Source organism: Clostridium estertheticum (assembly GCF_026650985.1).
Classification (GTDB): domain Bacteria; phylum Bacillota; class Clostridia; order Clostridiales; family Clostridiaceae; genus Clostridium_AD; species Clostridium_AD estertheticum_C.
Genome location: NZ_CP086239.1, coordinates 3,301,344 through 3,317,457 on the forward strand (window position 1 = coordinate 3,301,344; position 16,114 = coordinate 3,317,457).

Here is a 16,114-nt window from a genome sequence, read left to right on the forward strand (position 1 = left end):
ACACAAGGAGACAATAAATGAACACTATTAACTCACAGTTTCTTATGTCATTAAGTATTATTTTACTCGGATATTTCCTAAAAAAAGTAAATATTTTAAAGGAAAGCGATGGAGAAGTTATTTCCAGATTGATTTTTAATGTCACTCTTCCCTCCATTGTAATAAATGTTTTTAGTACAATGACTATAGACAAAAGCCTACTGCTTGTCCCTGTAATTAGTTTTGTATTTGGATTAATTATGGCAGTAGTGGCCCTCATTGTATTCAAAGGAGAATCAAGGCGAGAAAAAGGAATGTTAACAATGCTAGTCCCTTCCTTCAATGTTGGTCTTTTCGCATATCCTATAGTAGAGTCAATATGGGGAAGGTCAGGGCTCAAATACTTTGGTATGTTTGATATGGGTAATTCCTTCATTGTTTTCGCTGTTTGTTATATAATTGCAAGCATTTATTCAAGTAGTAAAGGTGAAGTAAGCTACAAAAATATTTTCGCGAAAACTATGCACTCAATACCTTTTCTTACGTACATTATTACTTTAGCGATTAATCTTTTGGGCCTTAGCATTCCCAAGCCTATTATACAAATTACTGGAATTCTATCCAAAGCAAATATGCCTCTCGCATTATTGGCACTTGGATTATACCTAAGCTTTTCCTTTAAGAAGACATATTTGAAAAACATGGCCAAGATAATTGCTTTAAGATATATAATTGGATTTGGAGTAGGTATACTTATTTATAATTTAGTACCCCTAGATCCAATGTTCAAAAAAACCATGCTAATTGGTCTTATATTACCAATAAGCTTTACAGTTATTCCTTACTCAGTGGAATTTGACTATGATACTAGGTTTGTAGGAACTGTCAATAACTTGACAATTATAATAAGCTTTATACTCATGTGGGCGATTATTGCTTTTGTTTAGTATACAGAAATTGTCCACTGTTTTACCAAGTTATAATCTGGATCGCAATATATGTTGCGGTCCTATTTTATGATTTAATTCTCCCTACTAACTATAACAGACAACTGGACTACCCGTCTCAATGTTGTCAAATATCGCTTTTGCTAAATAATATGGCGAATTTATACAACCATGGGACCCATTTGACTTATATATCTTTCCTCCAAACACACTCCGCCAGCTCGCATCATGAATTCCTATACCTCCATTAAATGGCATCCAAAAATCAACAGGGGAAGCATATCCTTGACCTACAAGAATAGCATCTTTTTCTTTATATTTTAACTTATAAATACCATCGGGAGTTCCATAATTAGAACTTATATTACCTGTAACAATATCACCTTGTACTATCAGAGACCCATTTTTATAAAACCATAAATGCTGCGCTTTCAGATCTATTTCTACATAGGTATCGCCAATATCATTTTTGCCATGAGCTAAAGCAGTTTGAATATATGCGGGTTCTTTAGATATAGTTTTTCCTTCTTTTATTATTGAAATCAAGGCTTGCGTTTCTTTAACACTATTAATAGACCAGCCATAATCACCCCCACCGATTTTTATTGTGTTTCCTGATGATGTAACAAAATTTCTGTTCTTGCCAATTGTACTGTAACTTTGAGAAAGTACATCTATATATTTTTCAACTTCTTTTTCATTAAATGTGACCTCAAACTTCTTATCAACTGTAAGCCACTTATTTATTTCAGAACCATCTAAAAGTTCCTTATTTCCTCCAAATGTATATGTGATTTTTGAAAATACATATTTATTAAGTTTATTTTTAGCTTCAATAACTTTTGGAGAATTTAAAGTATATAACGGCTTAGCATAACAATTGATTGACTCAAGGCTTATTGTATTTTTTTCCTTAAGTATTGCACCTGCCACATTATTATATAAAATGTCTTTATTAACCTTGTTACCACTTACTTCACGTACAATTACATAACCATTACCTGTATACTTAAGGCTTGGATTTTTAGGTTCAATTATATTATTGCTATTAAAACAAAATAGCTTATCCAATCGCTTCTTTAATAGATTATTATCATATTTAACTCCTTCAATCATTTTAGAATCTTCTATGTTAAAGAACGATGAAATCCATTTATAAGGATTCTGTCTATTTTTTAGTTCGTTAAATTTACCATCTGAATTATACTTTAAACCAATTTCACTTGCTTTAATTTGTTCGTTTTTACCGCCTCTTTCTTTTATATTTAACCTATATGTATTAATCTCAGTTCTCATTTGTTTATTTACATCCTCCACATTTTCACATGAAACACTAATGCAGTTTATTACAGAACCAAAATAAAAGTGATTCATGAAAAATATCACCATTCCAAAATATATAACAAGTAAAGTTAAAATAGAAATTATAATACCCACAACAATTTTCTTATGCTTTTTTATTAACCCTAACGTTGATTTTTTTACTTCTGTTTCCATAATATCCGCCCCTTTAAATAACAAAATAATTTAGAATTGATGATTGATCTTTTTAAATCTACATTTCAGTTTATGTACTAACCAACCAACTTAAACCAATTATTATTAATATTTTATGGATACAAAGAAAGAAGCAAGACAAGCTGATTTAATCTATTTATTAAACATAAGTTGATTTATCTTTACCCTTATGCTAATATGTCATTTGGAACATTTAGGAGGCTAAATATAATTATGGGTAATGAAGAACTGTGAATTAGATATTGGTTAACAAAGTCAGTAAGACTTTTAAATAAATTACAAAAATATGATCTTACCTCTTCACAAGTAGAAGTGCTTCAAAAACTCTGGGGCGAAGATTAATTAAAAGGTGGTATTTTATATGGATAATTCAAATGAATTAGCGACTGAGAAGGTTGGATCCCTTCTTTGGAAATTTTCGATTCCTGCAATAATAGGAATGCTTGTAAATGCTTTGTACAGTGTGGTAGATAGAATTTTTATTGGTAGGGGTGTTCCTGACCCACTTGCTCTATCAGGAGTTGCTATAACATTTCCAATTACAAATGTTATAATGGCCTTTGGAATGCTTGTTGGAATAGGTGGAGCTGCTGTAGTTTCTATTAAACTCGGACAGAATAAAAAAGAAGATGCAGAAAAGATACTCGGAAATGCCTTTGTACTTGTAGTTATAATGTCTATAGTCGTAAGTATTATAGGCCTTATATTTCTAGAACCAATACTAGTACTTTTGGGAGCTGACCCATCAACAATGCCTTATGCTAAACCATTCGGGTTCATAATATTACTAGGAGTTATACTTCAGAATTTAGGTTTTGGTATGAATCCATTTATACGTTCAGAAGGTAATGCACTTATGGCTATGGTTACAATGCTTATCGGTGCTATACTGAATTTTATATTAAATCCTATATTTATTTTCGGTCTTCATATGGGAGTAGTTGGTTCAGCACTAGCTACTATAATTTCTCAAGCTGTGTGTTCTATTTGGGTTCTTTTATACTTTTTAAGAGGAAAAAGTGTCTTGAAATTAAGAAGAAAAAATATGAAGTTACAAATGAAAGTTGTGAAAGAAATATTAGAAATAGGAATGTCTCCATTTATTATGCAAATGGCGGCTGGTCTTATTACTGTAACATTTAATAAGAGTTTAAAAAAATATGGTGGTCCTATAGCAATAGGTGCTTTTTCATTGATAAATAGTATAAATATGCTGATTATGATGCCTATTTTTGGATTAAATCAAGGAGCACAACCAATTATAGGTTATAACTACGGTGCTAAAAGTTACAAGAGGGTTAAATTAGCCTTAAAATATGCAGCTATTATAGCTACCCTTATGTCCATTGTAGGATTTGTGATCGTTCAACTTTTCTCAGTTCAAATCATAAGTATATTTAACAACAGTGATAAAGGGCTTATAGATCTCGGTTCTAGAGGAATAAGAATATTTCTTATAATGCTTCCCTTAATAGGTTCACAGGTTGTATTTACAAATTATTTTCAGGCAGTAGGAAAGGCTAAGATTTCTATATTTTTAAGTCTTTTAAGGCAAATTATAGTACTTTTACCGTTGATACTTTTGATGCCACATTTCTTTAAATTAGACGGAATTTGGATGTCCGGTCCAACATCTGACTTTATCGCATTTATAATAACAACTATAATGATAATAGCAGAGATAAAGAGGATGAATAAACATGAACTAAGTTTAGAGATAATTAAAGAAAATGTTATATAAATAATTTAAGCTTCCTAAACTAGCTTCCCATGTTGACCACTTACCTCACTTACCTCACTTGAAATTTCTGGTTCTAGATGAATCATTACATATGACTCCCCAGTAAATATATTTTTTATTTCCTCTTCAATTTTATCGGAGAGGATATGGGCATCAACTAACGATGCGTTTGCGAAAACATGGACATTCACATTAATTTCTCGTGTAGGTCCGCTTTTTCTTGTTTTTAAACTATGATATCTAGTTATTTCTAGATGGGAGTCAAGGATATTTAATATTTTTGAAATATCCTCATCTGGAAGTTTAGAATCTACTAAATCATTTAAAGATTTTTTGATTAATGTTATTGAAGTTTTAACTATTAAGACCGAAACACATATAGCAGTGATTGGATCTATAATTGGTATTTTAGTTATTTTCAATAATATAAGTCCAACAAACACTCCTATAGAGGTATACACATCTGTTAGAAGATGCATCGCATCTGCCTCTAAAGCAATAGAATCTGTCTTTTTTGCTGTTTTTAATAAAATCATCGAGATGCAAAAATTAACTACAGCCGCTATGATCATTACAAATATACCTACACCTACATTTTCAACGGCTCCACCATCAATTATTCTTTTTATGGCTTGATAGATTATGAGCGCCGCAGCAAGTAAAATTAATAAAGCCTCGACGAATCCAGATACATTTTCATACTTACCATGCCCAAATGGGTGACCATCATCCTCAGCTTTTGAGGCTACCTTAATTGAGAAAAAGGCAATAATACTTGCCAGAAGATCTATAGACGAATGGATTGCTTCAGAAATAACACTAACTGAGCCCATTAATATTCCAGCTATAACTTTTAAAAGTATTAACGCAGTATTAGAAAATATGGATAGTAATGCGCATTTTTGCTTGTTCATTTTTATTCATTCCTTTCAAATTGAAATCAATTGATAATCTTTAATATTATTATTATAGATCAAATCATGTTTAAAATCAACACTTTTAATTCAAATATTTAGCAATTATCATTTTCAATTGATAATTCATTTTACATGAATTTACTTTTCAAGTAATTTTTAAATTAACTGTTTATAAAACAAAAAAAACAGATGCAATTTTGCATCTGTTTTTTATTTATTATTCATTATTTATTTAGTTGTTTTAACAAAGTACCAAGTTGCTTAATATATTCTCCATATTTTGCCCAATCCAAACTTTTTTGAGCATCAAGTGCTTTAGTATATAAATCATTTGCCTGCTTAATTAATTTAGTTTCAGTTTGGGTTAATGGAACAGTCGTCGTAGTTCCTGTTTCAGTTTTAACTACTGCATTTGGTGCCTTATAATTAAATATTTGTTCTAGTCCACTTTCAATATTATCAACCATCAGTAACTTGCTATCGTATGAAATTATTATTTTTTTCATTTCAGGAATACTGTTTTTTCCGCTAGCTCTTAAATAGACAGGTTCAATATAAAGTAACGAATTCTTTATTGGCAAAATAACAGTGTCTCCATATTGTACTTGAGATCCTCCTGTATTCCATAAAGAAAGCTGCGCTGAAATTGTAGTATCCTGACTTATCCTTTGCTTAAATTGGAATGGACTGTAAACCGTTGTTTCCGATGCTGGGAATTTATTTAGGAACAGTTTACCATAATTTTCACCATCCATTCTAGCCCCTAAAATTGCTGTCATGTTATATTTTCCCTTTACATTAAAATATTGTTGAAGTATCATCTCTTCACTATCCATTCCTGGTAATTTTTCTACAAGGTATGGCGGAATAGTTGTTTTAACATCAGCACCTACCGCAGTTGCATTCTTGGAAACATCCCAAAAATCTTCCCCATTATAAAACACTCCAGCATCAGTTACATGGTATTTGCTGAGTACTGCACTTTGAATGCTAAATATATCAGATGGATACCTAAAATGTGCTTTAATGTCAGCTGGAACCTTCGACATATCCTTAAACAGTTTCGGGAATGTTTTTGCGTAAGTTTGCACAATTGGATCAGTTGAATCTGATATATAAAAATTTGTACTTCCATCATAAGCATCAATTACAACCTTAACTGAATTTCTAATATAGTTTACCCCATTTTGTGGTTGCGAGTACGGATATTTAGATGATGTTGTGTATGCGTCAATTATATAGTATATTTTCCCACCGCTTACAACAACATAGGGATCTTTGTCATAAGTTAAAAATGGAGCTATACTCTTTGCCCTTTCAACTATATTTCTGTTAATGAGGATTTTACTTGTACTCTTAATATCTCTTGATAATAGGAAATTTAACTCTCCCTTATTTATTGCAAACAAAAGTTTATTACCTAAATTCATTTTAATTCCAGCTTCTCCAACATAATTTGTTATTTTGTCGGCTCCACCTTGAGGATAATCAAACTCGCTCACCTTAGTATTTACTAATGCATAGTCATTTGTTTTTTCTCCAAAATAAATTCTTGGATTAGTTAGTTTAATATCTGTACTGTTTGCTATTGGCATATCCTTTATTACGAAATCAGGTTGACCCTCTGTCGTAACAGCGTTTACCTTACTCATTACAACACCATAACCATGTGTATAAATCATATGAGTATTCTGCCAAGTAATTGGCTCTAATGATTTTGAATCTATTTCCCTTGCCGCAACTAGTACTTGACTATACTTATTGTTTATTTTATATCTATCTACATCTATATCGGTAAAACTATAGTAATATCTTAATATTTGAACTTGGTTATAAAATTCAAGTGCCTGCGTAGATGAATTTAATTTAATGTTATCTATTGTCTTCTTATTACTTGAAATATCCTCTTGTTTCAAATCATTTTTTATATTAAAAGGTGTTGTAGTAATATTTTCTATATTAAATGCTTTCTTTGTAAAATCAATATTATTCTGAATATATGGTTTTTCAAGTTCCTTTTGATTTGGTTTTACAATACTGCTTTGAACTACAACTGCTGATATCACTTGTACAAAGCTTATTAAAACTATGGCGGCAGCTGAAATTATTATGGGCTTAATCTTTGATTTTAAAACATTTATAAATATTACAACTGCAGCAACAATGCAAGTCACAATCAGTATTTTATAAAATAGTAGTGTTACATGAATATCTGTGTAGCTTGCACCATATGCAACTCCACTAGGGCTATACACTAAATTAAATGAATTTATTAAATATCCAATTGAAAGAAAAAATGCTATTAGTGAAGCTATTATTGCAATTTGTTTTCCTGCAAATACACTAAGTTCCTTAAATGTTGATTTAATATCATCGAAAGGATTTGCTGTTTTACCTGCGCTAAATGTATTTTTTGTTTTAAATACAAAGAATACCATTACCTTTATAATAATTAAAAGTACTAATAATGTCATTATGAAACTATATAATGATTGAATTAACGGAAGTTTAAAAATATAAAAAGACACATCCAAATTAAAAATAGGGTCTTTCACATTAAAACTAACTGCATTTATGAATTGAAGAATCATATTCCAATATGTGGATGAAAATGCAAAAGAAAATACAAGTGAAACAAATAAATTACTTGCTATAAAAATCTTATTTTCAATAACATCCTTTTTTGTATTTACTTCTACTACTTTTTTCATATGTGCAATACTCTTTTTTATACCCTTATAGTATAATAATATACCAATATAACTAAGGATAAAAACAGGTACCATAAGCTTTAACACCGTGAGTATTTTTGTGAAGTATACTGAAAGGTAACCCATTGTATTAAACCACTCAATATTAATAATTACTTGCGCTATATTACCTACAAAAAATAAGCATGCCAAAATAATTATAATTATAGAAGATAGAATAACCTTTTTTTTCTTACTCATAAAATCACCTCTTATTTATTTTTTTTTACGTATTTTAATATATCTTATGTACATTATATCTTATATCTATCCAATCTACATTATTTTAATATTTTTTTTATAAGTTTTATTCTATTTCCATAAGGAGGGAAAATAAGTTTTATATCTATAGAAGTACTTTTCTTTAGTATACTTTTTCTGTGAGAAAAAGTTTCAAAACTATCTCTTCCATGATACGCACCCATTCCAGAGTTTCCAACACCGCCAAAAGGCATATTTGAACCTGCAACGTGAGATATAGTATCATTCACGCACCCTCCCCCAAAAGAAATTCTACTTAAAACAGATGTCTCCACTTTTTTATCTTCTGTGAAAACATATAATGCTAATGGCTTTGGTCTATTATTTATCATTTCAATAACTTCTTCTAAATTCTCATATTCTAGTATTGGCATAATTGGCCCAAATATCTCATCTTGCATAACTGCATCTTGAAAATCTACATTATCAATAATTGTTGGTTCAATGTACAAAGTACCTGCATTTGAATGTCCACCATAAATAATTTTATTCTTATCTTTCTCAATTATTGAAGCCAATCTTTCAAACTGCCTACTGCTAACAATTCTGCCATAATCAATGCTTTTAGAAGCGTCCTCACCATAAAAACTTATCGCTGTACTTTTTAACTGTTCTATAAAACTATCTTTTATAGCTTTGTGCACAAATATATAATCCGGAGCTATACAAGTTTGTCCTGAATTTATAAGTTTACCCCATAATATTCTCTTAGCTGCTATTTCTAAATTAGCAGTTTTATCTACTATTACTGGACTTTTCCCACCTAGTTCAAGTGTTATAGGTACGAGATTTTCTGCTGCTGCCCTCATAACTATTCTCCCAACTTGTACGCTCCCTGTAAAGAATATGTAATCAAATGCTGAATTAATAAGAGCAGAAGTAGTTTCTTTTTCCCCTTCAATAACTCGTATATAGTTTTTTTCAAAAGTTTCTTCAATTATTTTTTTTACTAAACCTGAAACAGTAGGTGTATTTTCGGATGGTTTTAGAACAGCACAATTTCCAGCGGCTATAGCTCCTACTAATGGTTCAATTAAAAGCTGAAAAGGATAATTAAATGGCCCTATAATAAGCACCGTTCCATAGGGTTCATACATAATATAACCCTTAGATGGAAACTGATGTATAGGTGTCCTCACTCTTTTAGTCTTAGCCCACTTATTTAAATGTTTTATAAAATTACCTATACTATCCAAAACGAAACCAATCTCGGTACCATAAGCCTCAAATTCACTTTTCCCTAAATCCCTATACAATGCATTTATTAACTCTTTATCATATTTTTTTATTACACTTTTCAACTTCTTAAGTGCAGATATCCTATATTTTATATTCCTCGTTTCTCCTGAAATAAAAAACTTATTATGTTCATTAAGCATACTTTCTACTATTTCTTTATCAATTATATCCATATTAAAACCCCCATTTGATTATTAGCTTATTCTGATACCCCCACACCTCAAGGAGTGGGCTTTTCGCACAATATATTGTAATTATAAGCCTATCATCCTTATAACACAATTCTAGTCAAAAAAAGAAATAAAAAGAACTAAGTTCTTTTTATTTCTTTGATTTACTTTTTATAATCAAATTAAATATAAATTAATTAACTTCTTGCAAATATCTCTTGAAATTCAACACCTTCAAGCTTTTCTTTTATTAGAAGTTCTTCTGCAACTGCGTTAAGTTTGCTTCTATTATCAGTTAAAAGCGTCAACGCTTTTGTATATGCAACATCTATAAGTTTCTTTATTTCTATATCTATCTTGTATGCTGTTTCTTCACTGTATTTTCTATCTTTCCCCATATCTCTTCCAAGGAATACTTCATCACTACCTGAACCAAATGCTATTGTCCCAAGAGTATCACTCATTCCATAGTCCATTACCATTTGTCTTGCGATTCCTGTGGCTCTTTCGATATCATTACTAGCACCAGTACTTATATCACCAATAACTAGTTTTTCTGCAACTCTACCACCGAGTAATCCCACAATTTCTTCTTCAAGTCTTGACCTAGACATATACGATCTATCTTCTTCTGGAAGACGCATAGTATATCCACCAGCCCTTCCTCTTGGAACTATACTTATCTGATGAACAGGATCAGAATTTGGAAGTAAATTCATTACAATTGCATGGCCTGCTTCATGATATGCTGTAAGTTTTCTATCAACTTCACTAACAACTCTACTCTTCTTTTCAGGTCCAGCCATTATTCTTGTAGCTGCTTCTTCAAGTTCTTCCATTCCAATTAGCTTCTTATCTCTTCGCACAGTTAAAAGTGCTGATTCATTCATTAAGTTTTCAATATCTGCACCTGTAAATCCAGGTGTTCTTTTAGCAAGTACGCTAAGCTTAACTTCAGGTTCAAGATGCTTATTTTTAGAATGAACTGCAAGTATTGCCTCTCTACCTTTTCTATCAGGTACTCCAACAAGAATTTGTCTATCAAATCTACCTGGTCTTAGTAGTGCTGGATCAAGTACATCTGCTCTATTGGTAGCTGCAATCATTATTATTCCTTCATTTTCTCCAAATCCATCCATCTCAACTAGAAGTTGGTTTAGTGTCTGTTCTCTTTCATCATTTCCACCACCGACACCCGCACCTCTTTGTCTTCCTACAGCATCAATTTCATCTATAAAAATTATACAAGGTGAATTCTTTTTTGCCTGTTCAAATAAATCTCTGACTCTAGAGGCTCCAACACCAACAAACATTTCTACAAAGTCAGAACCTGAGATGCTAAAAAATGGGACTCCAGCTTCTCCAGATATTGCTCTTGCAAGGAGTGTTTTACCAGTTCCTGGAGGTCCTATTAATAGGACTCCCTTTGGTATGCGAGCTCCCATTTCCATATATCTTTTAGGTTGTTTTAAAAAATCAACTATCTCAGCAAGCTCAGCTTTCTCTTCATCCGCTCCTGCAACATCATCAAAACTCACTTTTTTCTTAGTAGGATCGGCAAGTTTTGCTTTACTTTTGCCAAATTTCATCACACCACCGCTTCCACCGGCGCCTTTTGACTGTTTCATAAATATAAATCCAAAACCCACAAGCATTAAAATCAATAATACATTAGGCAAGTACTGTAACCACACTGGAATAGTTGGTGGTTTTACGTATGTTTCCTCAACACTTGCACTCTTTGGGTGATCTTTAATAAATTGAAATAGTCTGGCAGATGGAACAATTGTTTTATATGTAGATCCATTTTTTAATGTTCCCGAAACCGACATTTGATCTGTTTCAACCACAAAACTTTTTATAGTATTATTGGTCCAATTAGTCTGAAATTGATTAAAATTAATAATAGTTGATTTCTGATCTGTTTTAGAAAGCATAAATACTGCAACAATAACAAAAATTATAGTCCATGCAGCAATACCTGATCTTTTTTTCATCAGAGAACACCTCTCTTTCTCAATATATTACTTAACCTCTTATGTTCTTAGTCCTTAACTTATTGTATACTTAACCATATAAAAAAATTCTATTGATTTAATAATACCTTCTACATTATATCCTTAATTGCCATAAGTTCATAATAAAGTTTAATTTTTTTAATTTTTTTTTTATTTATCCGATTATTTTAACCTTTCCACCCCTCCCTATACTATGTTTATAGATGAGAGTATATCATAGCTATTATCAAAACACAATAGTTTCAAAACTACTTTGTTCAGTTATGTTGAAATAAAATTTTCATTGTGTTATATTTATAGAAAACCGAGAACGGGGTGGCAAAAATATGGATATAATAAACAAATCCGATTTTGTTGAAAATATCAAAGAAAAAATTCCAGTAAAACTTGGAAGGCCTATTGATAAGCTACGTGATCTCGCTATTCTTAGAGCGGCCTTAGAGCTCGTAGCAGAGCAAGGATACGACTGTGTAACCATGGATGCTATAGCTCTGCGTGCCCATGCAGGAAAAGCTACCTTATACCGCAGATGGAAGTCTAAACCATATCTTATTGCAGAAGCTATAACATCTATCATGCCTTGTGAGCAAAAGGTTGATCCTACTCGTTGCGGCGACAATTTGAGAAATTATTTATGTGAATTACTTAGCACATATTTCGGGGTAGACGACGAGATTAGGCAAAAGGTAATGCTCTCCATCTCAACAGCCATAATCAGAGATAAATCATTATCCGATGCGATTCACCTAGACTGCATAACAAAGCAAACATATATATTTCGTGAGGCCATAGAATGTAGCATAAATAAAAAAATAGATGAAAACCAGTTGAAACTCCTCGCTGATGTAGGACCAGCATTATTATGTTATAAGCTTATAGCCACAGGCGAACCCATTGAAATGAAATATGTAGAACATATTGTTGATGATTTAATAATTCCACTTATATCACTAAATATCAATTAACCCCCCTTAAGCAGACACTACTTTTAGCCTTGTGTTTGCTTAAAGGGGTTTTTTTTAACTTTGTTTTGCTTTCCCATATATCTCTTAAAAGTAGAAGCTGTTAATCTAGATGAGTAATAAGGTGTCCCCTTACGAACTCACCCTAAAATATTAATTATAAAACGATTTAAGTTCTTTACCAAATTTGGTTTTACATGTATTATTATTAAAAAGAAACATACAACTTAGCTTAATGGATACATGCTTAAATACAAATGAGAGGAGATAATAAACATGAGAATGACAAAAATAATATGTACTTTGGGACCTGCTGTAGATGATGATATTTTATTAGAAGAATTAATACTTGGAGGTATGGATGTAGCAAGATTAAATTTTTCTCATGGTACTCACGACGAGCAAAAAGTTAGAGTTGATAGAGTAAAAAAAGTCAGAGCAAAATTGAATATTCCGGTTCCATTATTGCTTGATACCAAAGGACCTGAAATTAGATTAGGTAAATTTCAAATGGGTAAAGTAACATTAAAAGAGAATAATATCTTCATACTTGTAAATGAAGATATTTTAGGAACAGATGAAAAATCAACTATCTCTCACAAAGAGTTATATAAAGATGTTAAAGTTGGAACTAAAATATTAATAAATGATGGACTTGTAGCCATAGAGGTACAAAAAGTTGTAGGCAAGGACATACATTGCATAATACTAAATGGCGGTGACATAAGTAATAACAAAGGAGTCAATATTCCCGAAACAGATACCCATTTACCTGCAATAACAAATCAGGACATTGAAGATATAAAATTTGCTATAGAAAATGAATTTGATTTTATTGCTTGTTCTTTTGTACGAAAAGCAACAGACGTAAATGAAGTTAGAAAAATATTAAAGAAATATGGTGGACAAGATATAAGGATAATTTCAAAAATTGAAAATAGAGAAGGCGTAAATAATTTCGATGAAATATTAAAGGTTTCTGATGGAATTATGGTAGCTAGAGGCGATCTAGGCGTAGAAATACCTACAGAAGAAGTTCCTCTTGTTCAAAAAATGATAATTAAGAAATGCTATAACTATGGTAAACCAGTAATAACTGCAACTCAAATGCTAGATTCAATGATTGTAAATCCAAGACCAACTAGAGCAGAATCTAGTGATGTTGCAAATGCCGTTTATGATGGAACTAGTGCAATTATGCTTTCTGGCGAAAGTGCCATGGGTAAATACCCAATTGAAAGTGTAAAAACTATGGTAAGAATAGCTCAAATGGCAGACGAGTCTATAGATTATGGCAGTAAACTAGCTGCAATGAAATTTGATACAATGGAAAATATCACAAATGCTATAAGTTATGCAACTTGCACAATTGCCCTACAGTTAAATGCTGTATCAATAATTTGTGCAACACAATCTGGACAAACTGCTAGAATGATTTCTAGATTTAGGGCATCTTGTCCAATAATAGCAACTACATGGAATCCAAGGGTTCAAAGACAGTTAGCTATTTCTTGGGGAGTGACTCCATTACTAGTTAAAGCTGCAACAAACGTTGAAGAAATGTTTGAAATTGGTGTTAAAACAGCGTTAGATATTAAGTTAGTTAAAAAGGGAGATATTATTGTAATAACTGCCGGGGGACCAGTAGGAAAAGTTGGAACAACAAATATACTAAAAGTTGAAACAGTAGGCGAATAATTGTAATTACAAAGTAATAAACAAAGCCAATCTAGATTAATACCTAGGTTGGCTTTATTTTATGCTAAAGTATTTACATTTATAGCTTTAACCCCAAAATGTCTTCCAGTTTTTAATTGATATTCCCTCATCATGACATTCTACCTGCTTTACATGTTCTACTTGTTTGTCTTTTTTACTTTTGAATAATCCAAACAACATATCTATCCCACCCTTTGATGTTATTTCACCATTATATTTATCTCTTTTTCAATATTATCTACAGCAATTTTTTCTCCTTCTGATATGTTCTCAATATGTATTAGACCTTCAATAAATGACTTATCTTTTATTGCACACTTTATAATTGAAATCATCTCATCTTGAGCATTTTTAATATCTAACTCACCATCTCCATCTAATACCTTACAAAATACTGCTTCACTTCTATTACCATTTTCATTAGATGCCATTGTGTAGATAGGCCTTAGAAATTGTGCATCACTCCTAACAAATGTATCCGTCATTAATATCGTATATTCCATTTTAATCATTTTATTATCATGTTTTTTATGTTTAAGTAATACTATACAAACAAAAACCACAATTATAAAACCATAAATATAATTCATTAACTTCTCCCCCGATTGTTTTTGTTATATATTTTACCATTATATCAAAAATGCTTCAATATTTTTAATCAACATTCCTACACATATAAATAAACCTCTATACCCTTATGGATATGGATGTTTTAATTTAACTTATTTCACAAAGAATTAGAAATATATTATAGTTTAAAAATTATATACACACCTACTTGACAATACAAAGTAGTGGGTGTATATTTTATCTATGCTATTAAGTAATACAAAGTAGGTGACTATTTGGCTAATTCAACGCAAATATTGAAAGGTTTACTCGAAGGATGTATTTTAAAAATTGTAAGTACCCATGAAACCTATGGTTATGAAATATGCGAAAAACTAACGGTGTATGGATTTCAAGAAGTTTCTGAAGGTAGCGTATATCCCATTCTTATAAGACTGGAAAAGAAAAAGCTACTTTACTCTAATATGATTAAGTCCCCTTTCGGACCAATGAGAAAGTATTATTATCTAACTAAAGAAGGAAATACTGAATTAGAAGATTTCATATCATCTTGGGATAAAATTAAAAAGAACATTGATAATGTATTGGAGGGATAGTTAATGCTGCTCGAATGGAGACTTAAACAACTCAGGTTTAAAGAGCAAAAAAATTTAAATGGGAGTAACTTATATTTATATAGAAGCATAACTTCATATATACAGCACAGCGAATTGAGAGGAACTGAAAAGGAAGAAATTCTTCAACAAGTCATAGATATGATGTTGCAAGCACAAATAGAAAAAAAACCAATGGAATTAATTATCGGGAATGACTATCAGGAATTTTGTAAGTCGATTATTGAAGAATATAGTAGTGACAAAAGCAAAAACTACAGATTATTAGATTATATACAAAAAGGTCTATTTTACTCGATAACAAGTTCAGTTTTTTTGTGGATAGTGATTGGATTAAAAAATTCTTCATTTACCCTAGGCATAACTATAGATATGCTTATAACAATAAGTGCTATTTCATTTATTTTAATTCCAGCAACAAGAAAAAGTAGTCAAGAAAATCCATCATTAAACTTTTGGAATAAAAAATATTACACAATAAATAGTGGAATTACTGAACCTGGATTTAATGGTTTTATTTTTGTGATATTTGCTATTTTATTAATAAGATTTATTCTTGGAGAGACTCTTTCTACTAAAGTTTTTAGTTATACAATAACTCTACATTCAGCTACTCCATATATACTCCTACTACTTTTAATAATTGGATTTATTGAAATTTATAAAAGAATGTATAATAAACGTCGATGATATCTGTCTTAATTTTTAA

Annotated in this window: 12 protein-coding genes; 6 read left to right on the forward strand and 6 right to left on the reverse strand. The window is 31.0% G+C overall.

The window, feature by feature from the left end:
* Positions 1-17 precede the first annotated feature (17 nt).
* Positions 18-926, forward strand: a complete 909-nt coding sequence (locus LL038_RS15845) for an AEC family transporter (protein ID WP_216123844.1) — start codon at positions 18-20, stop codon at positions 924-926.
* Positions 927-1,013: 87 nt separating this feature from the next.
* Here LL038_RS15845 and LL038_RS15850 read toward each other — a convergent pair whose 3' ends face one another.
* The gene (locus LL038_RS15850; protein ID WP_216123842.1) at positions 1,014-2,423 is read right to left on the reverse strand and encodes a L,D-transpeptidase family protein; all 1,410 of its coding nucleotides are present in this window, start codon (positions 2,421-2,423) and stop codon (positions 1,014-1,016) included.
* 382 nt (positions 2,424-2,805) lie between these two features.
* On the opposite strand from LL038_RS15850, the gene LL038_RS15855 reads away from it, so the two are divergent.
* Complete coding sequence (locus tag LL038_RS15855; protein ID WP_216123833.1) at positions 2,806-4,185, forward strand: MATE family efflux transporter; 1,380 nt, start codon at positions 2,806-2,808, stop codon at positions 4,183-4,185.
* 14 nt (positions 4,186-4,199) lie between these two features.
* On the opposite strand, the gene LL038_RS15860 is transcribed toward LL038_RS15855, so the two are convergent.
* The 4 genes from LL038_RS15860 to ftsH form a co-directional block, all read right to left on the reverse strand.
* On the reverse strand, positions 4,200-5,099 hold the full coding sequence (locus tag LL038_RS15860) for a cation diffusion facilitator family transporter (protein WP_216123831.1): 900 nt from the start codon (positions 5,097-5,099) through the stop codon (positions 4,200-4,202).
* A 227-nt stretch (positions 5,100-5,326) separates the two neighbouring features.
* On the reverse strand, positions 5,327-8,053 hold the full coding sequence (locus LL038_RS15865) for a UPF0182 family protein (protein WP_216123829.1): 2,727 nt from the start codon (positions 8,051-8,053) through the stop codon (positions 5,327-5,329).
* 80 nt (positions 8,054-8,133) lie between these two features.
* A complete protein-coding gene (locus LL038_RS15870; RefSeq protein ID WP_216123827.1) occupies positions 8,134-9,525 on the reverse strand; it encodes an aldehyde dehydrogenase in 1,392 nt (463 codons plus the stop codon).
* Between the two features lie 194 nt (positions 9,526-9,719).
* The gene (gene ftsH, locus LL038_RS15875; protein WP_216123825.1) at positions 9,720-11,519 is read right to left on the reverse strand and encodes an ATP-dependent zinc metalloprotease FtsH; all 1,800 of its coding nucleotides are present in this window, start codon (positions 11,517-11,519) and stop codon (positions 9,720-9,722) included.
* A 347-nt stretch (positions 11,520-11,866) separates the two neighbouring features.
* Between ftsH and LL038_RS15880 the strand changes: the two genes are divergently transcribed.
* Together LL038_RS15880 and pyk are read left to right on the forward strand one after the other, a co-directional pair.
* A complete protein-coding gene (locus tag LL038_RS15880) occupies positions 11,867-12,505 on the forward strand; it encodes a TetR/AcrR family transcriptional regulator (RefSeq protein WP_216123822.1) in 639 nt (212 codons plus the stop codon).
* 273 nt (positions 12,506-12,778) lie between these two features.
* Positions 12,779-14,200, forward strand: a complete 1,422-nt coding sequence (pyk, locus tag LL038_RS15885; protein WP_216123820.1) for a pyruvate kinase — start codon at positions 12,779-12,781, stop codon at positions 14,198-14,200.
* A gap of 221 nt (positions 14,201-14,421) precedes the next feature.
* Here pyk and LL038_RS15890 read toward each other — a convergent pair whose 3' ends face one another.
* Positions 14,422-14,811 carry a hypothetical protein gene (locus LL038_RS15890; RefSeq protein WP_216123819.1) on the reverse strand — a complete coding sequence of 130 codons (390 nt, stop codon included), beginning with the start codon at positions 14,809-14,811 and terminating at the stop codon, positions 14,422-14,424.
* Positions 14,812-15,066: 255 nt separating this feature from the next.
* Here LL038_RS15890 and LL038_RS15895 point away from each other — a divergent pair, with 255 nt between their 5' ends.
* Both LL038_RS15895 and LL038_RS15900 read left to right on the forward strand, forming a co-directional pair.
* The gene (locus tag LL038_RS15895) at positions 15,067-15,387 is read left to right on the forward strand and encodes a PadR family transcriptional regulator (protein ID WP_216123818.1); all 321 of its coding nucleotides are present in this window, start codon (positions 15,067-15,069) and stop codon (positions 15,385-15,387) included.
* Positions 15,388-15,390: 3 nt separating this feature from the next.
* The gene (locus LL038_RS15900) at positions 15,391-16,095 is read left to right on the forward strand and encodes a DUF1048 domain-containing protein (RefSeq protein ID WP_216123816.1); all 705 of its coding nucleotides are present in this window, start codon (positions 15,391-15,393) and stop codon (positions 16,093-16,095) included.
* The last annotated feature ends 19 nt before the right edge of the window (positions 16,096-16,114 follow it).

Coding starts and splice junctions, on each gene's coding strand:
- LL038_RS15890 (WP_216123819.1), bottom strand. CDS start 14,811: ATGAATTATATTTATGGTTTTATAATTGTGGTTTTTGTTTGTATAGTA.
- LL038_RS15870 (WP_216123827.1), bottom strand. CDS start 9,525: ATGGATATAATTGATAAAGAAATAGTAGAAAGTATGCTTAATGAACAT.
- LL038_RS15860 (WP_216123831.1), bottom strand. CDS start 5,099: ATGAACAAGCAAAAATGCGCATTACTATCCATATTTTCTAATACTGCG.
- LL038_RS15880 (WP_216123822.1), top strand. CDS start 11,867: ATGGATATAATAAACAAATCCGATTTTGTTGAAAATATCAAAGAAAAA.
- LL038_RS15865 (WP_216123829.1), bottom strand. CDS start 8,053: ATGAGTAAGAAAAAAAAGGTTATTCTATCTTCTATAATTATAATTATT.
- LL038_RS15900 (WP_216123816.1), top strand. CDS start 15,391: ATGCTGCTCGAATGGAGACTTAAACAACTCAGGTTTAAAGAGCAAAAA.
- pyk (WP_216123820.1), top strand. CDS start 12,779: ATGAGAATGACAAAAATAATATGTACTTTGGGACCTGCTGTAGATGAT.
- ftsH (WP_216123825.1), bottom strand. CDS start 11,519: ATGAAAAAAAGATCAGGTATTGCTGCATGGACTATAATTTTTGTTATT.
- LL038_RS15855 (WP_216123833.1), top strand. CDS start 2,806: ATGGATAATTCAAATGAATTAGCGACTGAGAAGGTTGGATCCCTTCTT.
- LL038_RS15845 (WP_216123844.1), top strand. CDS start 18: ATGAACACTATTAACTCACAGTTTCTTATGTCATTAAGTATTATTTTA.
- LL038_RS15850 (WP_216123842.1), bottom strand. CDS start 2,423: ATGGAAACAGAAGTAAAAAAATCAACGTTAGGGTTAATAAAAAAGCAT.